Annotated in this window: 27 protein-coding genes; 14 read left to right on the forward strand and 13 right to left on the reverse strand. The window is 66.1% G+C overall.

The genetic code is table 11. The features are described from left to right. Positions 1 to 227 precede the first annotated feature (227 nt). The 3 genes from LRC39_RS17305 to LRC39_RS17315 form a co-directional block, all read right to left on the reverse strand. A complete protein-coding gene (locus tag LRC39_RS17305; protein WP_346295070.1) occupies positions 228 to 932 on the reverse strand; it encodes an SDR family oxidoreductase in 705 nt (234 codons plus the stop codon). Between the two features lie 264 nt (positions 933 to 1,196). After that, complete coding sequence (locus LRC39_RS17310) at positions 1,197 to 1,373, reverse strand: hypothetical protein (RefSeq protein ID WP_011158920.1); 177 nt, start codon at positions 1,371 to 1,373, stop codon at positions 1,197 to 1,199. 363 nt (positions 1,374 to 1,736) lie between these two features. Then, on the reverse strand, positions 1,737 to 1,922 hold the full coding sequence (locus tag LRC39_RS17315; protein ID WP_234832199.1) for a hypothetical protein: 186 nt from the start codon (positions 1,920 to 1,922) through the stop codon (positions 1,737 to 1,739). Between the two features lie 226 nt (positions 1,923 to 2,148). Between LRC39_RS17315 and LRC39_RS17320 the strand changes: the two genes are divergently transcribed. Continuing rightward, positions 2,149 to 2,694: a response regulator gene (locus LRC39_RS17320; RefSeq protein ID WP_346295071.1), complete on the forward strand. Its 546-nt coding sequence runs from the start codon at positions 2,149 to 2,151 to the stop codon at positions 2,692 to 2,694. 17 nt (positions 2,695 to 2,711) lie between these two features. Next, the gene (locus LRC39_RS17325) at positions 2,712 to 3,302 is read left to right on the forward strand and encodes an Hpt domain-containing protein (protein WP_263988994.1); all 591 of its coding nucleotides are present in this window, start codon (positions 2,712 to 2,714) and stop codon (positions 3,300 to 3,302) included. 296 nt (positions 3,303 to 3,598) lie between these two features. Here LRC39_RS17325 and LRC39_RS17330 read toward each other — a convergent pair whose 3' ends face one another. Next, the gene (locus tag LRC39_RS17330; protein ID WP_119017965.1) at positions 3,599 to 4,768 is read right to left on the reverse strand and encodes a DUF2336 domain-containing protein; all 1,170 of its coding nucleotides are present in this window, start codon (positions 4,766 to 4,768) and stop codon (positions 3,599 to 3,601) included. A gap of 445 nt (positions 4,769 to 5,213) precedes the next feature. Between LRC39_RS17330 and LRC39_RS17335 the strand changes: the two genes are divergently transcribed. The 5 genes from LRC39_RS17335 (at position 5,214) to LRC39_RS17355 (ending at position 10,620) form a co-directional block, all read left to right on the forward strand. Further along, complete coding sequence (locus LRC39_RS17335; RefSeq protein WP_107345181.1) at positions 5,214 to 5,999, forward strand: ABC transporter permease; 786 nt, start codon at positions 5,214 to 5,216, stop codon at positions 5,997 to 5,999. 35 nt (positions 6,000 to 6,034) lie between these two features. Further along, on the forward strand, positions 6,035 to 7,027 hold the full coding sequence (locus LRC39_RS17340) for an ABC transporter substrate-binding protein (protein ID WP_346295072.1): 993 nt from the start codon (positions 6,035 to 6,037) through the stop codon (positions 7,025 to 7,027). Then, on the forward strand, positions 7,024 to 7,860 hold the full coding sequence (locus LRC39_RS17345) for an ABC transporter ATP-binding protein (protein WP_346295073.1): 837 nt from the start codon (positions 7,024 to 7,026) through the stop codon (positions 7,858 to 7,860). The genes LRC39_RS17340 and LRC39_RS17345 overlap by 4 nt, the downstream gene beginning before the upstream one ends. A 60-nt stretch (positions 7,861 to 7,920) precedes the next feature. Continuing rightward, positions 7,921 to 9,594, forward strand: a complete 1,674-nt coding sequence (locus LRC39_RS17350) for a carbon-nitrogen hydrolase family protein (protein ID WP_346295074.1) — start codon at positions 7,921 to 7,923, stop codon at positions 9,592 to 9,594. 78 nt (positions 9,595 to 9,672) lie between these two features. Next, positions 9,673 to 10,620, forward strand: coding sequence for a LysR family transcriptional regulator (locus tag LRC39_RS17355; protein ID WP_346295075.1), 948 nt, complete (start codon positions 9,673 to 9,675; stop codon positions 10,618 to 10,620). A gap of 7 nt (positions 10,621 to 10,627) precedes the next feature. On the opposite strand, the gene LRC39_RS17360 is transcribed toward LRC39_RS17355, so the two are convergent. After that, the gene (locus tag LRC39_RS17360; protein ID WP_346295076.1) at positions 10,628 to 11,668 is read right to left on the reverse strand and encodes a transglycosylase SLT domain-containing protein; all 1,041 of its coding nucleotides are present in this window, start codon (positions 11,666 to 11,668) and stop codon (positions 10,628 to 10,630) included. 194 nt (positions 11,669 to 11,862) lie between these two features. Between LRC39_RS17360 and LRC39_RS17365 the strand changes: the two genes are divergently transcribed. Beyond that, positions 11,863 to 12,570 (forward strand): hypothetical protein, encoded by a 708-nt coding sequence (locus LRC39_RS17365; RefSeq protein WP_346295077.1) that lies wholly within the window; start codon positions 11,863 to 11,865, stop codon positions 12,568 to 12,570. A gap of 9 nt (positions 12,571 to 12,579) precedes the next feature. Here the strand turns inward: LRC39_RS17365 and hisI are convergent, their stop codons facing one another. Together hisI and folE are read right to left on the reverse strand one after the other, a co-directional pair. Beyond that, on the reverse strand, positions 12,580 to 13,035 hold the full coding sequence (gene hisI / locus LRC39_RS17370; protein WP_346295078.1) for a phosphoribosyl-AMP cyclohydrolase: 456 nt from the start codon (positions 13,033 to 13,035) through the stop codon (positions 12,580 to 12,582). Positions 13,036 to 13,063: 28 nt separating this feature from the next. After that, positions 13,064 to 13,753 carry a GTP cyclohydrolase I FolE gene (folE, locus tag LRC39_RS17375; RefSeq protein ID WP_107345188.1) on the reverse strand — a complete coding sequence of 230 codons (690 nt, stop codon included), beginning with the start codon at positions 13,751 to 13,753 and terminating at the stop codon, positions 13,064 to 13,066. A 267-nt stretch (positions 13,754 to 14,020) separates the two neighbouring features. On the opposite strand from folE, the gene LRC39_RS17380 reads away from it, so the two are divergent. Then, entirely contained in the window at positions 14,021 to 14,473 is a 453-nt protein-coding gene (locus LRC39_RS17380) for an iron-sulfur cluster assembly scaffold protein (RefSeq protein WP_012496819.1), read from the forward strand. Positions 14,474 to 14,650: 177 nt separating this feature from the next. Here LRC39_RS17380 and LRC39_RS17385 read toward each other — a convergent pair whose 3' ends face one another. Beyond that, a complete protein-coding gene (locus tag LRC39_RS17385; protein WP_264052766.1) occupies positions 14,651 to 15,541 on the reverse strand; it encodes a hypothetical protein in 891 nt (296 codons plus the stop codon). 239 nt (positions 15,542 to 15,780) lie between these two features. Here LRC39_RS17385 and yidD point away from each other — a divergent pair, with 239 nt between their 5' ends. Further along, entirely contained in the window at positions 15,781 to 16,170 is a 390-nt protein-coding gene (yidD, locus tag LRC39_RS17390) for a membrane protein insertion efficiency factor YidD (protein WP_346295079.1), read from the forward strand. Here the strand turns inward: yidD and LRC39_RS17395 are convergent. Beyond that, on the reverse strand, positions 16,157 to 16,930 hold the full coding sequence (locus LRC39_RS17395; RefSeq protein ID WP_430624948.1) for a DUF3750 domain-containing protein: 774 nt from the start codon (positions 16,928 to 16,930) through the stop codon (positions 16,157 to 16,159). The genes yidD and LRC39_RS17395 overlap by 14 nt on opposite strands. Before the next feature lie 79 nt (positions 16,931 to 17,009). Then, positions 17,010 to 18,263, reverse strand: coding sequence for an arsenic transporter (locus tag LRC39_RS17400; protein WP_346295081.1), 1,254 nt, complete (start codon positions 18,261 to 18,263; stop codon positions 17,010 to 17,012). A 278-nt stretch (positions 18,264 to 18,541) separates the two neighbouring features. Between LRC39_RS17400 and LRC39_RS17405 the strand changes: the two genes are divergently transcribed. The 3 genes from LRC39_RS17405 (at position 18,542) to LRC39_RS17415 (ending at position 19,343) form a co-directional block, all read left to right on the forward strand. Continuing rightward, positions 18,542 to 18,751: a cold-shock protein gene (locus tag LRC39_RS17405; RefSeq protein WP_107346662.1), complete on the forward strand. Its 210-nt coding sequence runs from the start codon at positions 18,542 to 18,544 to the stop codon at positions 18,749 to 18,751. Between the two features lie 99 nt (positions 18,752 to 18,850). Beyond that, positions 18,851 to 19,102 (forward strand): transcriptional regulator, encoded by a 252-nt coding sequence (locus tag LRC39_RS17410; protein ID WP_107346663.1) that lies wholly within the window; start codon positions 18,851 to 18,853, stop codon positions 19,100 to 19,102. Positions 19,103 to 19,145: 43 nt separating this feature from the next. Further along, entirely contained in the window at positions 19,146 to 19,343 is a 198-nt protein-coding gene (locus tag LRC39_RS17415; protein WP_107345193.1) for a TenA/THI-4 family protein, read from the forward strand. Here the strand turns inward: LRC39_RS17415 and LRC39_RS17420 are convergent. Beyond that, positions 19,333 to 19,758, reverse strand: a complete 426-nt coding sequence (locus LRC39_RS17420; RefSeq protein ID WP_346295082.1) for a DUF3574 domain-containing protein — start codon at positions 19,756 to 19,758, stop codon at positions 19,333 to 19,335. The two genes, LRC39_RS17415 and LRC39_RS17420, sit on opposite strands and share 11 nt — an antisense overlap. 6 nt (positions 19,759 to 19,764) lie before the next feature. Then, on the reverse strand, positions 19,765 to 20,397 hold the full coding sequence (locus tag LRC39_RS17425; RefSeq protein ID WP_346295083.1) for a TetR family transcriptional regulator: 633 nt from the start codon (positions 20,395 to 20,397) through the stop codon (positions 19,765 to 19,767). Positions 20,398 to 20,491: 94 nt separating this feature from the next. On the opposite strand from LRC39_RS17425, the gene LRC39_RS17430 reads away from it, so the two are divergent. Next, a complete protein-coding gene (locus LRC39_RS17430) occupies positions 20,492 to 21,142 on the forward strand; it encodes an O-methyltransferase (protein ID WP_346295084.1) in 651 nt (216 codons plus the stop codon). A gap of 361 nt (positions 21,143 to 21,503) precedes the next feature. Here LRC39_RS17430 and LRC39_RS17435 read toward each other — a convergent pair whose 3' ends face one another. Beyond that, on the reverse strand, positions 21,504 to 22,622 hold the full coding sequence (locus tag LRC39_RS17435; protein ID WP_346297524.1) for an MFS transporter: 1,119 nt from the start codon (positions 22,620 to 22,622) through the stop codon (positions 21,504 to 21,506). Positions 22,623 to 22,772: the final 150 nt, after the last annotated feature.

Consider the following 22,772-nt stretch of genomic DNA (forward strand, 5'->3'; position numbering starts at 1 on the left):
TTGATGGCCACAGGCACGACCTGTCAGCTTGTCGACCCCGCGCAGGCGGGGGACGACACGGGGCGGAGGCTGCGGCTGAACGACTGATCTGCCGGCGAGCGCAAACTTCATCGCCAGAGATTCCGGGTTCGCTCGCTTTCGCGAGCGCCCTGGAATGACGTGGGGAGAGGCCGCGAGGTGCGGCTTCCGTCTCGTAGCTTGAAGGTTGCGGCTCTCGGCGCCCCCCCTCACACCGCCCGCGTCAGGCCGCCGTCCACGCGGATGTTCTGGCCGGTGATGTAGGCGGCCCCGTCGGAAGCCAAGAAAGCGATGGTGGCGGCGATTTCGGCGCTGGTGCCGTAGCGTTTCATCGGCACGGTGTCGCGGCGCTGTTCGGTGGCCGGCAGGCTGTCGATCCAGCCCGGCAGCACATTGTTCATCCGGACGTTGTCGGCGGCGTATTGGTCGGCGAAGATCTTGGTGTAGGCGGCGAGCCCCGCCCGCGCCACCGCCGAGGTCGGAAACATCGCGCTCGGCTCGAACGCCCAGGCGGTCGAGATGTTGATGATGGCGCCGGCCTTCTGCTGCTGCATGATCGGCGCCACCAGCCGCGTCGCGCGGACGACGTTGAGGAAGTAGACGTCGAGCCCCTGATGCCACTGCTCGTCGGAGATCTCGAGGAGCGGCGCGCGCGGACCGTGGCCGGCGCTGTTGACCAGCACATCGATGCGGCCCCACTGCGCCATCGCCTGATCGACCAGGCGCTTCAGATCGTCGTTCGACTGGTTCGATCCGGTGACGCCGAAGCCGCCGAGCTCACGCGCCAGCGCCTCGCCCTTGCCGGACGACGACAGCACCGCGACGCGGAAGCCGTCCGCGGCCAGCCGTCGCGCCGCCGCAGCTCCCATGCCGCTGCCGCCCGCGGTGATCAGGGCTACTTTGTCGACTGCCATGCTTGCCTCCGTCTGCTGCTCCAGCGGGCCGGCACCGGCCCGCCCCGCGCGTGATAGCAGTAACGGCGCGCCGCGCGAACGGCGGCGCGGGTCTGCGCGCGATCACAAAGCAATCAGAGACGGAAGATGTGGGATTTACGATGCGACAGCTTGCATGGCCATGCCGTACACAACGTGAGATTCCGGGTTCGCGAGCTTTGCTCGCGCCCCGGAATGACTTGGGGAGAGGTTGTCCGCGCCGCGCGAAAAAACGCTGACGGGCGATCAGCCCTTCTTGCTGCGCACCGGCACCGGTTGCGGGACGAGCTCGGTCAGGGTGGTCAGGGCGGAGACGGTGCTACGCAGGCGGTTGATGCGGCGGGTGTAGTTGAACATCAGTCCGGCGAGGAACGCGCTGCAGATCAGCGTGAACACTGCGAACGCTACGACGTCGTCACCCATGGTCGTCCCTTTCCTTGATGAGCACGGCCGCTGGCTGGCGGGCCGCGTGGCGCGCAGGCCGGCTGGGACAGCCGGCTGCGTCGCTGCATGAACGATACATGATGCTAGGCGCCGGAGTCATAATCATGAATGACCGGGAACAACCGATCGCCGCTCCGATGCGTCTGTCGTGTGCGATGGATAATCGCTGATTAAACGTTCTGTTGTGCAGTGCAGCGCAACGAGGGCGCACATGGCAAGCGTGGCGCACTGCTAAGCGGCGAGAGCGACGTGCGCCGCGGCGACCTCTTTCAGCAAGCGGGATGTCGGGGAGCGATCGTGCCGCGGACGGTCCGGCCGGTGCGGGGCGTGATCGCATCGAAGCTACTCGTGATAGAACGGCCCGTGCGGCTCGGTCAGCGAGTGGTCCCAAGGCATCGCGCGGTGGGTCACCGCCTCGCAGGTCGTGCATTTGTATTCGCGCACCTGATAGCCCTGCACCAGCGGCCGATTGCCGATCAGCTCCAGCGGAAGGTTGCAGGTCGGGCAATGCGGGGTGGTCGTGGTCATGCGCGCCATCCGAATCAGTACAGTCCCTAGTCGGCACGATTTCGGGTTCCACCGCCACTGCGATCTCGCGACGCCGGATTCGCCAAAGGTGCGATATCCGGTCGCAGCCCAAAGTCGCCCCCTCGCCGGCGGCCTGCCCGCCACCGGGGCCCTCAACCCTTCCTTAACGACGCGCCGCTATCGTTAACGCAACGTTTATCGGCGCACAGCGCTCCCGGGCCGGGCCATGTATCGGATCGACTTCAACAAGCTGCGCTTCCTGATTTGCGACGACAACCCGCACATGCGGCGCATCATGCGCACGCTGCTGCACTCGTTCGGCACCCGCGAAGTCTATGAGGCCGAAGACGGCGCCACCGCGCTGGAAATGTACAGCCACTATTCGCCCGACATCCTGATCACCGATTGGGAGATGCCGATCTTCGACGGGCTGGAGCTGGCGCAGATGATCCGGCAGCCGGAAGCCAAGGGCAATCCGTATGCGCCGATCATCATGCTGACCGCGCATTCGGAAAAGCGCCGCGTCACGCTGGCGCGCGATGCGGGCGTCACCGAATTCCTCGCCAAGCCGATCTCGTCGAAGGGCCTGTATCAGCGCATCCTCAACGTGGTGGCGAGCCCGCGCCCGTTCATCCGCACCCGCAATTACTTCGGCCCCGACCGCCGCCGCAACACCACCGCCGGCTATATCGGCCCGGAGCGGCGCCACGGCGGCGAAGCGGACATCATCCAGCAGCCGTCGCTGCTCGATAAGGCCCGGGTCAACACCTAGCAGGCGTTTCGACAGCCATGAGCAAGCCACGCCCCGGCGACATTCAGGTCGCCACCTTCCCGACCCATCAGGTGATCACCCAGGCCAATCCGCTGCGCCGCGCGATGCGGCGGCTGGCCGAGGACGCCCCGGCCGAGACCGCCGACGATCCGGTGGCACGCGCCGAAGCCGCGCTGGCGTCGCTGTCCGGCGAATTCGGCGACTGGATGGCCGAGGAATGCCAGCGGCTCGCCGCCGCCCATGCCGATTTGGTGCGTGACGGCGTCACCAAGGACAGCCGCGCCGCGCTGTTTCGCGCCGCCCACGACATCAAGGGCGACGCCGCCACCTTCGGCTTTCCGGCCGCGGCCGCGACCGCCGCCAGCCTGTGCCGGATCATCGAACACGCGCCCGATCTCGCCAAGGTGCCGGCCGAGCTGATCGCCAACCACGTCGCCGCGATCCAGGCGATCGTGCGCGAAGGCGCCGGCGGCCAGAAATCCGAAGTGCAGCGCGCGCTGAACCGCAAGCTGCGCGGCGTCGCCGACGATTACCTCGCCGCCGTCAACCGCGATCGCCCCGAACACCTCGAAGCCATCCTCGCACCGAGCATCGCACCGGACGAGTAGGTCGTCCTGCGCTCGTCATCCGGGGGCGCCGCGTAGCGCTTCCCGCGCGGCAAACCCGTCGCGTCTGAGCCTCCGCACCTCGTCGACCAGCTATCTGGCATCGCTTATCAACATGTCGTCCCCGCGTAGGCGGGGACCCATACGCCGCAGCATCTCGATTGAAGCCCTGCGTCAGCCACCTTCCCTCACTTGCGAAGCCAGGGGATATGGATCCCCGCCTGCGCGGGGATGACTCGAGGCGGAGTGGTTCAGCGCTAACTATGTTGGTGCGTGTAGCAATGCGACAGGGATTGGACCTACGCCGCAACCGGCGCGTAACGCCAGCTGGCTTCTTCGGCGATCACTTCGTCCCGCAGCGCGGCGGCTTCTTCGCGGGCGAATTCGGTGGCGAAGCGGCGCAGCAGGATCAACAGCGGACCGGCCGCATCCGGATCGGTCTCGCACTGGGTCAGCACCCGCTCGACCATGCGGCGGCGGAGCCGTGCGGCGCTGGATTCATTGGCGACGAAGCCGATCTCACGCTCGGCGGCGAGCGCGGCGCGGAACGCCGGGAAGACGGTTTCGGGCAGCCCGGCGCGGCCGAGCAGCGCGTTGAGCGAAGCGCGGCCGCCGTCGGCGAGCAGCGCCGCAACCCGCGCCGGCGCAGTGCCGGAGAGTTCGGCGAGCGCGTGTTCGACCAGCAGGAGATTGCCGGACAGCAGCGCGCGCAAGATCAGTCCCGCGGTCAGCGTGCGGGTCTCGCACAGATGCCGCATCAACGCCGCCATGTCGGCGCCGCGGGCGCGCGCCGCGATCGCGATGGTGGAGCGATCCATCGCCTCGCCGGTCGCGCGCGCGGCGCGGTCGGCGCTGAGCCAGCCGCGCGCCACCACGAATTGCTGCAAGGTGTCGGACAGCTTCGCCACCAGCGCCAGCCGCGTCGCCGCCGGCAGATCGGGCAGCGCCAGCATCGACTCGCGAATCGCGGCGAGATGGCCGTGGCGCTCGACGATGCGGTCCCACGAGAACGGCGCCAGTTCGGCGTGCGGGTTTTCGATCAGCTCCAGCGCCGCGGCGGGTGAGCCGACCTCGGCGATCGCCGCGCACACCGCGGCGGGCAGTTGGAAACGCCGCGCCACCGCGCATTGCACGGCGTTGTCGCCGGTGGCGACGATGTCGACCAGATCGGCGTCGAGCAAGAGCGGCGAGAATTCCAGCACCGGCAGCGCCACCGAGGCCTGATCGGAGGCGAGCGCGCGCACGATCGTCGGCGGGGCGTCAGGATGGGATGCGAACACTTCGGCGATCGCCTGCCGCACCTGGGCAGCGGGATCATCCAGCATCAACAGCAGCGCGCCTTCGGCGGCGATGCGGTCGTCGATCGTGAGATCGGAAATCAACCAGGCGCGGGCGAGAGCGCGGGTGGCTTCGGCGCGTTCGCCGGCCGGTGCGTGACGGATCCAACTGATGAACTGCCGAACAATCATGACACTTCCGGCCGACGCAACTTCACCTCACGCCTGTTCGGCGCCTCTCATAAACGATCAATAAACCATGCCCCTTAACAAAGGGTTCACCATAACCGGCTGAGTTCGTTGACGTTTCGTTAAGGCTCCACGGGCGGGCGGAAACTCGCCCAGCCACAGCCGTCCGCGTGCCACCACGAACGTGCCGCCGCTCCGCGAACAAATTGCTCCGCACGCGATGTCTCGTCGTCTCCGAGCGGGGCACCCAGCAGTTTGCGAAGCCGCGGAAGGCGCCAGACTGCCCACAATCTCGACAGTGTATGATTACAGATTGATCGCTCATCCTGCCGATTTGAATATGCAGATTTGCACATTGCGTTGCACAATTCGTCATTTTCATCGCGCCGCCGTCAGCGATGATGAGCGAGCTAACTAACGACTTCGACCTGATCAGCAGGAGAGCGCCGTGCAAACAGCCATCTCGAAAGCCACTACAGCAAGGTTGCGACGCGCGACCGAACTCGCTGTCGGCCCGCTGCTGCTGTTCGGCATTTGGTGGCTCGCCGCGCGTGGCGGCTGGGTCAACAAGGATCTGCTGCCCTCCCCGGTCGACACCCTTCGCGACACCGCTGCCGCGATCTGGTCCGGCAGCATGACCAAGGATTTCTGGCACACCATGGTCCGCGTCGCCTACTCGATCGCGATTGCGATCGTCGCGGGCGTTCCGGTCGGCATCGTGCTCGGCGCCAAGGCGGCGGTGTATCGCTCGGTCGAGTTCATCGTCGACTTCTTCCGCTCGACGCCGGCGACCGCGATGTTTCCACTGTTCCTGCTGCTGTTCGGGCTCGGCGATCTCGCCAAGATCGCGGTGGCGGCATTCGCGGCGTGGCTGGTGATCGTGTTCAACGTCGCCTATGGCGTGATGAATGCGCGGCAGACCCGCATCCTCGCCGCGCGGTCGATGGGCGCGTCCTCGCTGCGCATCTTCCGCGACGTCATCTTCTTCGAGACCCTGCCGCAGACCTTCATCGGACTCCGAACGGCGGTGTCGCTGGCGCTGGTGGTGATCATCGTCGCCGAGATGTTCATCGGCGCCACCGACGGCATGGGGCACCGCATCATCGATGCGCAGATCTCCTACTCGCTCACCGACATGTACGGCTCGATCCTGATCGCCGGTGCAATGGGCTACGGCCTCAATCTGATCCTGCTGTTTATCGAGCGCTCGATCATCCACTGGTCGGGCAAATGATCCGCACCGCTGCCCTCGTTCACAAGGAGACGACGATGTCCAAATCATTCCTGCTGGCCGCCACGCTCACGGCTGCGCTCTCCACCGTCGGCGGCGCGCAGGCGGCCTGCGACAAGATGGACAAGGTCACTGCGGCCTGGCTGCCGATCATGCAGACCACCGCCTACTACGTCGCGCTCGATCAGAAGCTGTTCGAGAAGGCCTGCATCGAGATCGACTCCGCCAAGATGGAATCGCCGAACCAGATCATCGACGCGCTGATCGCCGGCCGCGCCGATTTCGGTCCGCCCGGCGCTGCCGCCGGCATCGCGATGATCGCGGAGGCGAAGTTTCCCGGCAAGCTGAAGATCTTCGGGCTGCAGGGCGGCGGCATCAAGGTCGACCGCATCAATGACGGGCTGATCGTCAAGCCGGACAGCACCATCAAGAGCTTCGCCGATCTCAAAGGCAAGACGCTCGGCCACGTGCCCGGCATCCAGTGGCGGACGATCTCCCGCCACATGGTGAAAGCGGCGGGCCTCGATCCCGACAAGGACGTCAAGCTGGTCGACCTTGCGGTCGCGATGCAGGTGCCGGCGGTGGTCGGCGGCACGGCCGACGCCACGCTGTCACTGGAGCCGGTCGGCTCGATCGCGGTCGCGTCCGGCAAGGCCAAGCGCGCGATGACCAATCCGGTCGCCAGCGTGATCGCCGATCCGTTTTACTCCGGCGCCTCGGTGATGACGACCAAGTTCATGACCGAGCGCCCCGACGTCGCCCGCCGCGTCGTTGCGGTGATCGATCAGGCCACCGACCTCGTCAACGCCGACTTCAACAAATACAAGGCGGTGCTGCCGGCCTACACGCCGATCAAGGCCGATCAGCTCGATCTGGTCGCGCAGCCTTACTTGCGCGGCTTCAAGGATCTCAACGACACCGACGTCAAATCCTATCAGGCGCTGGTCGACGTATTCGTTGCCGAAGGCGTGGTGCCGGGGCCGATCAACGTTCGGGAGAAGCTGCTGACCAAGGCGGATCTCGGCGAATGAGCCCGAGCAGCGTCCTCCAACTGCGGCCGGAGCCGATGACCGAGACTGCACCCACGCCCCCCGCCGCAAAGCCCGGTCGGCAGGCGAAGATGACGATCCGCGGCCTGCGCAAGACGTTCAACGACGCCGTCATCTACGACGGCTTCGACCTGGACTTGCCGCTCGGCCAGTTCATCTCGGTGTTCGGTCCGAACGGCTGCGGCAAGAGTACGCTGATCAACATGATCTCGGGCTTGATGCCGATGGACGCCGGCGAGGTGCTGTACGATGGCCAGCGCATCAGCGAGACGCGGATCTCCTACGTGTTCCAGAACTATCGCGAGGCGCTGTTTCCCTGGCTGAAGGCGATCGACAACATCCACTACCCTCTCAAGGTGATGGGCGTGCCGCGCGCCGAGCGCAAGCGGCGGATCGAAAAGCTGCTGGCCGAGTTCGAGATCCGCATCGATCTCAATGCCTATCCCTACACGCTGTCGGGCGGGCAGCAGCAGACCGTGTCGATCCTGCGCGCACTGGTGACCGAGCCCGAGGTGCTGTTCCTCGACGAGCCGTTCTCGGCGCTGGACTACGAGATGACGATGTCGATGCGCGAGCAGCTGCAGAAGATCTTCATGAAGACCAAGACCACCATGCTGCTGGTGTCGCACGACCTCGACGAGGCGATCGAGCAGGCTGACAAGCTGGTGCTGCTGACGCGGCGCCCCACCAAGGTCGCCGAAATCGTTGAGATCGGTCTGCCGTGGCCGCGCGACCGTGCCGTCACCACCGGCGATGCGTTCATGACGCTCAAGCGTCACTGCCTCGATCGCTTCTGGCAGGAAGTGAAGAAATGACGGGCGCCGGCTGAGCCGGGCCTGAAAGATCCGAACCACCCCTACAATCTGGAGACTGACATGACGAAGCGCCGGTTTCGCGCCGCTGCGGTGCAGACACTCGCCAAGTTGGGCGATTTCGATTTCAACATCGCGCTCGCGACGGCTTACGTCGAGGACGCCGTCCGGCAGGGTGCCGAACTGATCGTGTTCCCGGAATGCATGGACACCGGCTATCTGTTCGACTCGCCCGAGCACTGCCGCGAACTGGCCGAGACGCTGACCGAAGGTCCGTTCGTCAAGGCGCTGGCGGCGCTGAGCCGCAAGCACGGCGTCTATATCGCCAGCGGCATCACCGAATGGGATCCGGCCAAGCAGAAGATCTTCAACAGCGGCATCATGTTCGACCGCAAGGGCGAAGTTGCCTGCCACTATCACAAGCAGTTCCTCGCCACCCACGATCAGAACTGGTTCGCGTTCGGTGAGCGCGGCTGCCCCGTGGTCGATACCGATCTCGGCAAGATCGGCCTCTTGATCTGTTTCGACGGCCGCATCCCCGAGATCTTTCGCGCCATGACGATGCAAGGCGCCGAGGTGATCGTCGACATGGCGAACTTCTTTGCGATGGACCAGGCCGACATGTGGGGCCCGGCGCGCTCTTATGAAAACGGCGTGTGGCTGGTGGCCGCCACCAAGGCCGGTTACGAGCGCTCGATCTACTATCCGGGCGGCAGCATGATCGTCGATCCGAAGGGACGCGTGCTCTCCAAGGTGCCGTACGACACCCACGGCCTATCGATCGCCACGATCGATCTCGACGCCGCTGCCGACAAGTCGATCTACACCGCCAACGACAAGGTCGCCGACCGTCGCCCCGAGACCTACGGCATCATGGCGCTGCCGTATGAGAAGACCCCGGTCTATGGCGTTGCCGATCGTCCGCTGATCCCGTCGAAATCAGTGACCAAGGTGGCGGCGGTGCAGATGCACGTCACGCCGGAATGCAGCGTCGTGGAGGTGCTCGACATGGTCGACCACACCGCCAAGCTCGGTGCCAAGGTGATCACCCTGCCCGAATACGCGTTCAGTGCGCAGTACATCCTGACGCCCGCGGAAGCGGCTGCGGCCGCCGATCAGGCCGCGGCGAACCTTGCCGCGGTGGCAAAGATCAGCGCGCGCTACGGCTGCCTGATCGCCGCGCCGATCGTCGAGCGTGCCGCTGCGGGGCTCTATGTGACCACCGTGCTGATCGGCCCGGACGGCAAGGAGATCGGCCGCTATCGCAAGACGCATCTCACCGCCGAGGAGCGCAAATGGGCCGTCGCCGGCTTCGACTATCCGGTGTTCGACACGCCGTTCGGCCGTATCGGCGTGATGTCGGGCTATGACGCGGTGTTTCCCGAGACCTCGCGCTGCCTCGCGATCGGCGCGGCCGACATCATCCTGTGGCCGGCGGCGCTGCGCGAGCCGTTCGAGCGCGAACTGCTCGCCGTGCCGCGCGCCGAGGACAACCGGGTGGCGGTCGTGCTCGCCAACCGGGTCGACAGCCCCTATCCCGGCGGCAGCGTGGTGATCCCGCCGACCGGCTTTCCGCAATGGGACATCAACATCGCGGCGCCGCGGGTGATGAAGCTCGGCGCGGTGATGCCCAAGCACATCGATCTGGCGGTCTGTCGACAGAAGATGATGATCCCGAAGGTGGACATGTTTGCAAACCGGCTGGTGGAGACGTACGCTCCCATCGTCGCGGCGTAGTCCCGTTCGGTGGCTGTCCGGACACAAACGGAAGGTCGGCGCATCGGCGCCGGCCGTGCCGGGGAGACGGCTGCGGGCGTGGCGAAGACTCAGCGCACCATCAGGTACGACTGGAACGACGTCGTCTATTTCCTCGAAGTGGCGCGGCAGCGCAGTCTGGTCCGCGCCGCCGCCAAGCTGAAGGTCGACCATACCACCGTCAGCCGGCGCGTCCGCGAGCTGGAGCGCAGCCTCAATTCGACACTGTTCAAGCGCAGCAAGTCGGGCTTCACGCTGACCGAGATCGGCATGCGGCTGCTGCAATATGCCGAGGGCATGGAAAGCCAGGCCAACTCGATCGTCGAGGCGATCGGGACCGATACCGCCGATGCCGGCGGTGCGGTGCGGATCGCCGCGATGGAAGGGATCGGCAGCTTCTATCTCACGCGCTGCATCGCCGACTTCAACCGGATCTACTCGTCGATCCAGATCGAACTGATCACCGACACGCGGCTGCTCGACCTCAGCCGGCGCGAGGCGGATATTTTCGTCAGCTTCTTCCGGCCGCACGGAAAGCGACTGTCGATCAAGAAGGTCGGTGAATTCCGGATCTCGCTGTACGCGACGGATGCGTATTTCGGAGGCCGGAGCCCGCCGACAACGGTGAAGGAGCTGGAAACCCACGCCTTCATCGATTTCATCGAGGACTACATCTACAGCAAGGAAAACCGCTGGCTGTCCGACGTGCTGCGGCCGCCGCACACGATCTTCCGCAGCACCAGCCTGGTGGCGCAGTCGATCGCCGTGTCGGCCGGCCAAGGGATCGCGATGCTGCCGTCCTACGTGGCGTCCGGCAATGCCGAGCTATTTCCGGTGATGCCCGAACTGTTCACCACGCGCGACATCTGGCTGTCGGTCCACGAAGATCTGCTTCACGTCGCGCGGATCAAGGCGGTCACGACGTTTCTGGAAAAGCGGATCGAAGCCGACAAGGCGTTCCTGAACTCGGTGCAAAATCAGCGCGGTCGCCGCAAGCGGAATGGCTGAACTAAGCTCAGCTCGCGAACGTACCGTTGCGGTCGCTGAACAGATCGAGCGGAGTTGGCGTGCGGACTTCGGGAGTGCGCGGCAGGTCCGGCAGCGCGGTCTGGGACGGAGTCGGCGTCTGTGACGGCATGGCCGTTTGCGATGGCGAGGTCCACAGCGATTGCACGGCGGGCGATACCGGTTCGGCGCGGTCGCCGCCGAGGAACAGCGAACGGAACATCGGCTCATTGCCGCGCGGCGACGTCGCGGTGCGCGTGGCGTCGCCGGCTTGCGCGGGCGTGACGTTGCGCACGTCCGGGAAGCTCGCCAGATACGCGGCGTTGTCGACCGGCACTTGCGGTGCGGCCGAAGCCAGCGTCACCGGCAGGCCGGCGACCGAGGCGATCGCACTCTGCGTTGCGGGTGCATTGGCGGCCGCCTCGTAGCGGGTCGCGAGATTGGAATACACCTCGGAGACGCTGCGAGCGTTGCCCGAGCGATCGTAGAAGATCGACTGGTTGGCCGCAGCCGCCGAGGGAAACAGCGCGGCGCCGGCAACGTTGGGCGTGTCGCTCGCGGCGTTGATCAGCTTGGCGGCGCCGGCAACGCCCATGAAGTGCGCCATGTAGAGTTCGGCATCCGACGGGCGGCGGCCGATCTCGCCGGTGAGCTTGAAGCTGTTCGACTGCGTCAGCACGCCGGCCATCGCCGAGGATACCACCGGATCGTTGCGCAAATTCATGATCGCGGCGCGCGCCGACGGATCGCTGACTGAATAGCTGCCCGACGCCGAGCGGGTGATGGAATCGGCATATTGGCCGTAGCCGAGCTGGGCGCCGGCTTCCTTCACGGTGCCGAGCCAGGTCTGCTCGATGAACTGGAACAAGCCCTGGGCCGATGAAGTGCTGGCCTGGGCGGTCGGGTTGAAGTCCGACTCCATCTTGGCGGTGGCGAGCAGATACTGGAAGCTGGTGCCGGTGGCGCCGGCAGCCTGCTTGATCGCGCCGGCGACCTTGGTCCGCGCCGGATCGACGATCATCACCGCCGGATTTGAAATCTCGACCGCCATAGCCCCTGCCCGCTCTCCGCTGCGAGCGCCCTTCCGCCACGGCGACCCTGCGGGATTATGGTTAACGCAGTGTTAACGACCGAAACCCGATACAGCCTAGGCGGGCGTTTTGACACCCGCTTAACCTAAGATGGCTAGACTCATGCCCATCCGCTCGGAGTCTGACCGGGGCGCAGAGTCATCGGGAGAAAGCCATGACCGCGATCACCAACTCCACCACCGCTGGGACCTCGGCCTTTTTGGCGAGCCAGGCGCAGGCCGGCGCGATCCCATCCGCCACCGCATCGACGACATCGCAGTCCGCCACCACCGCGGCCACGGGTGCGGTCGACACCGTCACGCTCTCCGATCGCGCCAAAGCGATTCTCGACAAGGCCAAGGCTGACAAGGCCGCCAGCGACCAGCTCGCGCTGTCGTTCGACGAGAGCCTGCAGAAGCGTACCGATGCCTTGACCGCCAAGCTCACCGACGCGTTCAAGAAAATGAACGTCAATCTCGACGACGCCGTCAGGCTGCAGGTCGACAAATTCGGCAACGTCACCGCCGAAGGGCCGTGGAAAGCGAAGATCGAGAAGTACTTCGCCGACAATCCTGATGTCGCCAAGGAACTGAAGGAGATCGCCGGGCTGAACGCACTGAAGGCGGCAAATGCCGCGCTCGAGCTCTACAACAAGGAAAAGGGCTCCAGCTCCCCGGGCAGCAAGCAGCAGCAAACCGCCTGGAGCAACTACAACGCCCGCTCGATGAATACTCAGACGCTGTCGGGCGTGATCAGCCTGAAGGACGGCCAATTGCGATCGGCCGCGCTGGACTACATCGACAGCATCGCCGATCCGACCGGCGCGAAGGCCGGTCCGGACCTGGTGCAGCAGCAGCGCGAGATCGCCAGCCGGCTGGCCTGATCCTCAGGGCTATTTGCCGTAGACCTTGTCCGGATCGAATTTGCGCTCGGAGTCGGTTTCGATCAGCACCGGCGCGCCGTCGCCGCCGCGGTCGATGCGGCGGTAGAAGCAGGAGTGGCGGCCGGTGTGACAGGCGGCGCCACCGGTCTGATCGACCTTGATCCACACCGCGTCCTGGTCGCAGTCGACCCGCATCTCCAGCACCTTCTGGATGTGGCCGGAGGTCTCGCCCTTCTTCCACAGCCGCTTGCGCGAGCGGCTGTAGTACCAGGCCTCGCCGGTCTGGATGGTGCGCTCGAGCGCTTCGTCGTTCATGAACGCGACCATCAGCACGTCGCCGGTCCGCGCATCGGTGGTGACGACGGTGACGAGCCCGTGCGAATCGAATTTCGGGCGCAGCACAACGCCCTCCTCGATGTCATCGGGCGCAACGGGTGAAGAGCTTGAACGCGATTCGCTGGACACGATTGAATTGCCTTGCAGGACTCGCGCGTTAGCCGCGGTCCCTGACCATCGACATGAACCGCGCTTGCTCCGCCGGATTGTCGCGGAACACGCCGGTGTAGCGGCTGGTGAAGGTGGTGGCGCCCTTCTTGGCGATACCCCGGACCGACATGCAGGTGTGCTCGGCTTCGAGCAGCACCGCGACGCCGCGCGGCTTCAGCACCTCGTCGATCGCGGCGGCGATCTGCGCGGTGAGATGCTCCTGGGTCTGCAGGCGGCGGGCGAAGATGTCGACCAGCCGCGCCAGCTTCGACAACCCGACCACGCGCTCCACCGGCGTATAGGCAATGTGCGCCTTGCCGTAGAACGGCATCACGTGGTGTTCGCAATGCGAGGTGAAGCTGATGTTGCGGACCAGGACGAAGTCGTCATAGCCGGCGGTCTCGCCGAAGGTGCGCTCCAGCACTTCCTTCGGACACTGGTGATAGCCCTGGAACAGCTCGTCATAGGCTTCAACCACCCGGCGCGGGGTGTCGAGCAGGCCCTCGCGCTCGGTGTTCTCGCCGATATAGGACAGCAGCGTCTTCACCGCGGCTTCCGCCTCGGCGCGCGACGGGCGCGGCTGATCGGGCTGCACCGCGACTTCGAGGAACTCGGACGGATCGAGCTCGGCGGGCTGGAATTCGGGGCGGCCTTCGGCCGGCTTGGTGCCGCGGATCGGCTTGATTTTGGCGTCCATCTTCTCTCCGTTCGACCGGCCTTGTTGGGCCGGATGTGTCACCGGGCAGACGGGCGGACAACAGCCGGTCGTCTTGATCCCTTCGGCGAGCCCGGCCGGCCAAGTGTTTGACCGATTTCGGCTCGCGGCCTCCGCGCGGCGCAGTCAGCCACACGGCGAGGCTTCATTTCGAAAGCCACGCTTCCTATATAAGACGGCAAGCCGGAACCGCCAAGGTCGCCGCCTCCGGGCGACCGGCGTGCCCAGCGCCGGCACGGAATTCGCGGCATGCTCAACGACGTCTACAACAAGCGCATCATCGAACTGGCCGGCAATATTCCGCGGATCGGGCGGCTGGAGCATCCCGACGCCAGCGCCACCGCGCATTCCAAACTGTGCGGCTCGACCGTGACCATCGACCTCAAGATGGACGGCGACACCGTCACCGACTTCGCCCACATCGTCAAAGCCTGCGCGCTCGGCCAGGCCTCGTCGTCGATCATGGCGAGCCACGTGGTCGGCTCGACCGCCAGCGAACTCAAGGCGTTGCGCGAGACCGTGCGCAAGATGCTGAAAGAGAACGGCGCTCCGCCCGACGGCAAATGGGCCGACATCGCGATGCTCGAGCCGGTTCGCGACTACAAGGCCCGCCACGCCTCGACGCTGCTGACCTTCGACGCGGTGGTCGACGCGATCGGACAGATCGAAGCGCAAAACGACGGCGCCAAGGCGACGGCCTAAGCCCGCCCTCTCCACAAGTCATTCCGGGGCGCGAGCTCAGCTCCCTCCGAGTCATTCCGGGGCACGCGCGCAGCGCGTGAACCCGGAATCTCGACGTTGTGAAAAACAACGCACAACAATCTCGGGGATTCCGGGTTCGCGCTTCGCGGGCCCCGGAATGACTTACCAAGTGCTGGTTCAGTGCCCCGGCTGCGCAGCGGCGGTGCCGCCGGTCGGGAGAGCTTCGGCGGTCTTGGTGGCGGCCGCCGGCTGCGGGGTGAAGCGGTCCTGCACCGGCTTCGGCTCGGCCGATGCCACGGTCTTGGCCGATGCACCGGCGAGGCCGGGCAACAGATCGGCAATCGCCTGGGTGGTAATCAGGTTGGTGTCACGCAGCTCCTGCCGCGACAGCTCGTGCAGGTCTTCCCACGGCGGCACGCTGAGGGCGAGCGACAGCAGATCGCCGGTGCCGCCCATCTCGAACGTAAACTTCGCCAACCGGCCGATGTCGCGCTCGACGATCGACATGTCCTGTGCGGTGTAGCTGGCGGCGCGGGCATCCTCGGCGCGGTCGCCCATCCAGATCTGGTGCACCCGGACATGGGCGCCTTCCGGCACATAGCGGGAATTGCCGGCGAGCAGCAGGAACACGCACATCGATTCGCAGTAGGCACCGGGCTCAATGCGGGCGCGGCTGCCAAGCGGCGACGCCGACGGCACGCTGGTGCCGACCGTGGTGGCCAGCCCGAGCTTGCGCCAGCGCCGGCCGAGCGTGATGGCGTCGTTGACCGAGCCGCCGCTCGAATCCAGCACCACGGTGGCGCCGCCGAGCTTGCGATCGCGGGCGAAGTCCTCGAAATCCTTCGGGGTGTCGGTGGTGACGATGCCGATGGCGCTGATCCAGCCGCCGCAATCCGGATCACAGGCGACCCAGCCGAACTTCATCGGCTGCCGCCGCGCTTCGAGACTGGCGGCGCCGGCCGTGACAGGAATGCTGCTGTCGGCTGCGAACCCGAGTAGAACGATGCCGAGCGCTGCGACCAGCCCCAGCGCCCCACCGTTCAGACAAGAAAGAACTGCGCGTCCCAACCTGGCTTCCTTCGCTCCGGCAGCAACAGCGTCACAAGTTCCAACGCGAATCTGTCACGTGTCTGTTACTTAACCGTTGTGAAAAAGCTAACTTTGATCAACCGCAAACACCACCGCGTTTTGCTGCGATGCGCTCAACAGCGCGCGAGTTTCGGGTGAAGTGTTGCGCAAATGTCGGCGCCTCGGGGTTCCCGCAACGGAACCGCGCAAACGGCCGCTCACCGAAACGGCATCTGCTCATGCAACTACCAAGTCGCGGAACTGATTGGATCGCAGCGGTGCTGCGACTGCCGCGGAACATCGGGCGTGGACTGATCTGGCTGTATCGTCACACGCTGTCGCCGCTGGTTGGCTACAACTGCCGGCACTATCCGACCTGCTCGATGTACGGGGACGAAGCGATCAGCAGATTCGGACTGTGGGCGGGCGGCTGGATGACGCTGGCGCGGCTGTTGCGCTGCCAGCCATGGGGCACGTCCGGGATCGATCTGGTTCCGCAAGTCTCGCCGCCCGGAGCACATTGGTATCTGCCGTGGCGCTATGCCCGCTGGCGCGGCGTCAACGCACCGCCGCCGGATGTTGCCGCGCCATGCGGCTGCGGCTCACATTCGCAGCTTACCCCGCACTGACACCGATGCGGCCGAGACCCGGCAGTTTGACCGCCGGCCGGCGCAGGTCGAGGCCGATGACGGCGCCGAGCACGTTGAGTTCGAGGCCCTCGATCCAGCCGAGCGTCAGGCCAAGATAACCGCCGAGCGTGGCGCGCACGCCGGTGCCGGACGGCGTCACGGCAACCCAGCCGCCGTCCCACGGATAGTCCTTGCCGATGGCGGTCGGCGGCAGCGTGGTGCGCAGTTCCGGCACCGCCGCGATCACCGCAGCCACGAAGGTATTGGAGTTCGGCCCCGGCCAGGCGCGATAGTCACCGTAAGCGGCGAGCTTGTAGCCCTTCACCGCGGCCTCAATCTTCGGGATCATCGCCGCTGCGGCCTCGCCATCGGCGGCCGCGATCAGTTGCGGCTCGTCGCCGAACCAGCGGCCGTCGGCGACGAAGCCGTTGACGCGGATCGGCGCGCCCCACGCGGTGTAGTCGTAGCGGGTGTAGCGCGAGGCGTTCGCCGGCTTCACCACGATCCAGGTGTGCACGGCGAAGATGCCGCGCCAGCGCACCGTACGCGCCGCAAACACCCGCACCACCGCATCGAGATTCTGCGCCGCGGGCGGCAGCAGTCCGGCGCTGGAACGGTCGGCGCTCTGCCAGTCGACGCTGCGATCGCCCAGCCAATATTTTCCGGCCGACACGGCGATCGGCACGATCAGCAACAACAACAGGATCAGCACAAAACGTCTCACGTGGGGATGGTCAATGCGAAGGAGGATACCGAACAATATAGACGGCACCCCTGCGCTCGCCAGAACCGATCACGCGGACGTGCAGGAACGGCGCGTTGTTAGCAGCGCTGAATTCTCACCACACCGCGGCTGCAAGCGCCGCGATCAGCGCCGGCGGCGTCACCACGAGGCCGAGCTTGAGGAACCGCCAGGCGGTGACTTCGATCTGGTTCCGGCGCAGCACTACCAGCCACAGGATGGTGGCGAGCGAACCGGTGACCGAGAAATTCGGCCCCAGATCGACGCCGATCAGCAGCGCCGCGATGGTCTCGCGCGGCAGGTGATTGTCGGCCGCGACCGAGCCGGCGACGAGGCCGACCGGCAGATTATTGCCGATGTTGCAGGCGATCGCGGTGACGATGCCGGCCGCCCACGAGCCGAGCCGCGGCGCGTCCGCCACCGCCTCGCGCAGCAGGCCGCCGAGCGCGCCGATCACCCCAGTGCGGCTCAGCGCCTCGACCATCACGAACAGCCCTGCGACCAGCGGCACCACGCTCCACGATACGCCCTTCAGCACCGGAACCGGCGACTGCCGAGCGACCGCCAACACCACCGCCGTGGTGACGAGGCCGCACACGAAGGTCGGCAGCCCGAGCGCGACATCGAGCGCCGAAGCCGTCAGCAGGACGATCGCGATCGCGCCGATGCCGACGGCGGCGAGCTTGCCGCCGCGCGACAGATGCGGCGTCTCAACGCGCGTCTCGATTCTCTGCGCAGCGAGCGAACGGCACAGCGCCAGGCGCAACACCAGATAGGTGGCGACGATCGCCGCCAGCGACGGCAAGGTGAATTGCTGCAGCCAGCCGCCGAGATGCGGCATGTGCTCGCCGAACACCACGAGATTGGCCGGGTTGGAGATCGGCAGCACGAAGCTCGCCGCATTGGCGATGAAGGCGCAGACGAACAGATACGGCAGCGGCGCAGCGCCTGCCGCACGCGTCGCCGCATACACCGCCGGCGTCAGCACGATCGCGGTGGCGTCGTTCGAGAGCAGCGCCGTCACGAACACGCCGACGACATATACCAACAGGAACAGCCGCTGCGGCGAACCGTGCGCGTGCTGGACCGCGAACGCCGCGAGATAATCGAACAGCCCCTCGCGCTGAGCCAGTTCGGCGATCAGCATCATGCCGATCAGAAACAGATACACGTCGATGCCGTTGCGCACGCCGGCGAGCGCGTCCTGCCACGACAGTAAACCGAGCACCACCAGCGCCACTGCGCCCGCGACTGCCCATACCGCTTCGGGCCAGCGCAGCGGCCGAATGATCACCCCTGCGGTGGCGAGGGCGACGATACTCCAGGTCAGAACAGGATCGTGGGAGAGCATGAAACTTGGCATTGCGAAGTGGAACATCAAGCTGAAGGAAGCGGAACTAATCGATAAGCGATGATGCTGCGATTGTCTCTATCGGTACGGTTGCAGTCCCTGCAGGCAGCGCGCGACAATATAGTCCTTGTATGACAGGGGCAGATGCTATACGGTTTGTTTATTCGATTAGCCGCTGTGCCTTTCTGAATGCGCCCGCGGGCTCCTTCCCAAAGTCATCGATTAGTTGAAACGTCACGTGCCACGTTGGCGCGGACGATGTGCTTTGGAGAATGGAAATGACGACTGGTACCGTAAAGTGGTTCAACGGCCAAAAGGGTTTTGGCTTCATCGCGCCGAACGACGGCGGCAACGACGTGTTCGTGCACATCAGCGCGGTTGAACGCGCCGGGCTGTCCGGCCTCGCCGAAGGCCAGCAGGTCTCGTTCGAGGTGAAGGTTGACAGAATGCGCGGCAAGAGCAGCGCGGAAAATCTCGCGCTGGCTTGATCCGGCGTCTCCGTTTCACGGATGTACTGAAACGGCAGATGGGCCCGTTCGATCCCTGCGATCGAGCGGGTTTTGCCGCGCGTGCCGAAGGAGACGGATATGACTGACAAGAAGACCACCACTCCCTCCCCGACCAGCATCGAACGGGCTCGCCGCAAGGCGCTCGAACAGCAGGAAGGTGCGCAGCGGATGGCGGAGGTCGCGCGTGAAGGCGTCGCGCTTCGCAAGAACATGGAGCGGCTGCGCGCGCTGCGGCTCGCCCGCGAGGCCGAACAGGCCGCTGCGGCGGCTTCGGCAGATCCATCGGCGGCCACGCCGAAGAAGCGGGCGCGCAAGACGTCCGTAAGCTGACGCGTGCGGAGTGCTGCTTGCGCGGTCCCGGCTGGAGACGACGATGGCGACCGCCGACGATTTCAAGCTGATCCGCGATATTCAGACCAATGGCGGCCGCCGCCAGGTGTTCGGCGCGCGTGAGCAGAAGCCGTTCGAAAACCTCGTCGAGCTTGGCTGGCTGAAGCGCTCCTCGGTCGATCCCCGATCGACGCACTATCAGATCACCGAGCGCGGCACCGCCGCTGCACTCAGAAGCTGACGCAGCTCGGCCGCACCGAGATCATCACCGCCTGCTGCTTGAAGCGCTGCTTATAGGCGTCGGCGATGGCGCTCAGCGCCGCGCGCTTGGCCGGATCGTCGGCGAACACCAGCGTCACCAGCTTGTCCTTTTCCCGGACGATGTGGCCGCGCTCGCTGTCGCGCCACTGCCCGACGCTATCCACCACCGTCAGCCCATCCGGAAACCGAGGCGTGATTTCTTCCGCGGTGAAGCGCTTAAACTCGGCATCGCTGACGCCGAGCCGGTCGCCGATATTGCGGCCGAATGCCAGCTCGGCACTCAGCATCGGCTGCGATGGCGGCAGACACGCCGGCGCCGGCAACGTCGCACAACCGCCGAGCGACGCCGCAGCTAGGCAGGCGATCAGCAGCCGCGTCAGGACCGGATTCGGCATCTTCTCTCAACCTCGTCGCAGCGTCTTCAGATAAGCGCATAGCATATCGGCAACCGCGTCCGCATAGGCGCTGATCTCGGCCGCCGTGCGCGGGCGGCTGGAGAAGTCCTTGCCGAGCGCGGCGATCGTGCGGCTGATCAGCTCCGCCGCCCGCAGGCGCGCGGCCTCGGAGCTGTTCGGCGCCGCCTCGTACAGGAATGCCGCCATGGTGCCGTCCATCGCCTTGCGGGTCGCACGAGCTTCCGGCGCGTCGCGATACAAAGGTGCAGCATCATCGAGCGCGCCACGCACCTCGGCTTCATCGCATTCGGATTGGATGAAGGCATGCACCAACCGCCGCAGCCGCTGCGGCGGCGGGTCGCGGCGCTCCTCGAGGATGCCGCGCAGCATCTCCGAGGTCTGCCGCCACTCGTCGCTCTGCAGCCGGAACAGGATCGCGGCCTTGTTGGGGAAGTACTGATACAGCGAGCCGACACTGACGCCGGCTTTGTCGGCGACCCGCGCGGTGGTGAAGCGCTGCGCGCCTTCCTTCGCCAAAACCTGAACAGCCGCCTCCAGAATGGCCGCGACCAGCTCGGTCGAGCGCGCCTGCTGCGGCTGTTTTCGCGTGGAAATTGAGCCACTTCGGCGTTCGGCCATCGGCGCCTCGGGAATGCGATTAGCGAATGCGAATATTTATTCGTATTTCTCAGGGCGCGCAACATCGCGCTGATCACTCCCTTTGGAGTTCGCCATGACCACCCTCACCACCTCACCGCTGGCCCCGCTGCTGATGCGGCTGTTCGACGAAGCCGAGGCCACACAGCCGCAGCTCGATCAGCTCGCACCCGACACGATGCGGCTGATGCGTAGCAAGACCGACTACGCGACGCTGTATGGCCGGCTGAAAGACTACGCCCTCGCGGTGTCGCCTGAGACCGGCGTGCTGCTCTACATGCTGGCGCGAGGCTGCCGCGCCCGGAGCATCGTCGAGTTCGGCACCTCGTTCGGCATTTCGACGCTGCATCTGGCCGCAGCGCTGCGCGACAATTGCGGCGGCCGGCTGATCACCACCGAGTTCGAGCACGCCAAGCTGGTCCGCGCCGAGGCCAATCTCGAAGCCGGCGATCTCGCCGATCTCGTCGAATTCCGCGAAGGCGATGCGCTGCAGACGCTCAGCAAGGATCTGCCCGACCGCATCGACCTGGTGCTGCTCGACGGCGCCAAGGCGCTGTATGCGGATATTCTCGACCTGCTCGAAAGCCGGCTTGCGCCCGGCGCGCTGATCGTCGCCGACAACGCCGATCACTGCCCGGACTATCTGGCTCGGGTGCGCGATCCGGCTAACGGTTATCTGTCGGTGCCGTTCGCCGCCGATGTCGAGCTGTCGATGCGGCTCGGCTGATACTTCCGACGGGGCGCACGCCCCGCGGTCTGCCGCCGGCAGCGCCGGCCGTAAGCGTTCAACGTCAATCAACGCACGTCCCGATCCATCGCGGTCGGCGTGCGCTGATGACGCCGCCGATCGCGGATCAGCCTGGAGGTTCCCATGGCCGTCCGTTCGATCGATGCCTCGCCTGCCCCCGCCCTGTCGCTGCGCCGCCGGCTGGCGCTGCACACCTGCCTCGTCTTCACCGCGATCGCGGTGCTGATCCCGCCGCACGCCTCACCGTCCCACGCGCCGGTGCTGATCGGAACGCGCCTGCTGCTGGGCGTGATCAACTATGTGAGACGTCGGAGCGCGGCGCGATGCGGCTGCGGCGCGCTCAAGCGCTGCGGTCGCGGGTCGCGGCCACCACCATGCACAGCGCCAGACCCAGCACAGCGGAGGAGACGTAGCCGTTGACGTGCAGCAGCCCGGCGGCGAACAGCGTGCCGCCGATCGCCGAGCCGATCGCCTGGCCGACATACAGCACCGACGTGTTCAGCGACACTGTTGCGCCGGCGAGCGTCGGATCGGCCGTGACCAAGCGCACCTGCTGCATCGAGTTCGAGGCCGCAAACCCCAGCCCCCACACCGCCACCGCAACGGCCATCATGGCGAAATGCCCGGCGCCGAAAGTCCAGCCGAGGATGCCGGCCAGCATCAGCGAGGTGAACAGCGCCGAGGTGCGGTATGCGCCCCAGCCGTCAACGATGCGGCTGGCGATGACGTTGCCGACGAAGCCGCAGACGCCGTAGATCGCAAACACCAGCGCGATCTCACGCGGCCCGGCGCCGGTCAGGCCGGTGAGCAGCGGCCCGAAGAACGTGAACACCACGAACTGACCGGAGGTCTGCAGCGACGACACTCCGAGCAGCGTCAGGATGCGGCGGTTGCGCCCCACCGCGGCCCAGGTGCGCAGGCTCACCGGCGCCGCAGTCAGGCCGCCCGGCAGCCGCAGCCACAACAGGACGAAGCTGATCAGGCCGATGCCGCCGACGGTGAGATAGGCGCCGCGCCAGCCGGCATGATCGGCCGCGAAGGTAACCAGCGGCACGCCGAGCGCCACCGCCAGCGACCAGCCGAGAAACACATACGCCATGGTGCCGCCGCGGCTTTCCGGCGGCACGATCAGAGCGACCGCGCCGGCGGCCTGCGGCGTGTACAGCGCGCCGACCGACAGCATCGCCAGCCGCAGCACCAGCAGCACCGCATAGTTCGGCGCAAAGGCGGAGGCGAGATTGCCGAGCGCCAGCACCGCCAGCGTCGTCGTCAGCAGCAGCCGGCGATCGATCCGGCTGGTCAGCCAGGCGGTGAGCGGCGAGCCGATGCACAGCACGATCGCGCCGAAGGTGATCAGCAGCCCGGCGTCGCGGATCGTCACCCCGAGCCCGGCCGCCAGATCCGGCAACATGCCGGCAGGCGCCAGAACCGAGGTTCCGGTGACGAAATTGCCGAGCATCAGCGCGGTGGGGGCGAACGAGCGGGACACTCCGGAAGGCTAGCAGGTCTTCCATGCAAGTGCATTAAAATTCTGCCGGACCGGGCATGCGCCGCGACACCAGCAGGACGAAATGCGCGCCGCCGCGGGGTCCGGGTTCCTTGAATCGTC

The organism is Rhodopseudomonas sp. P1, assembly GCF_039642825.1.
Lineage (GTDB): Bacteria > Pseudomonadota > Alphaproteobacteria > Rhizobiales > Xanthobacteraceae > Rhodopseudomonas > Rhodopseudomonas palustris_H.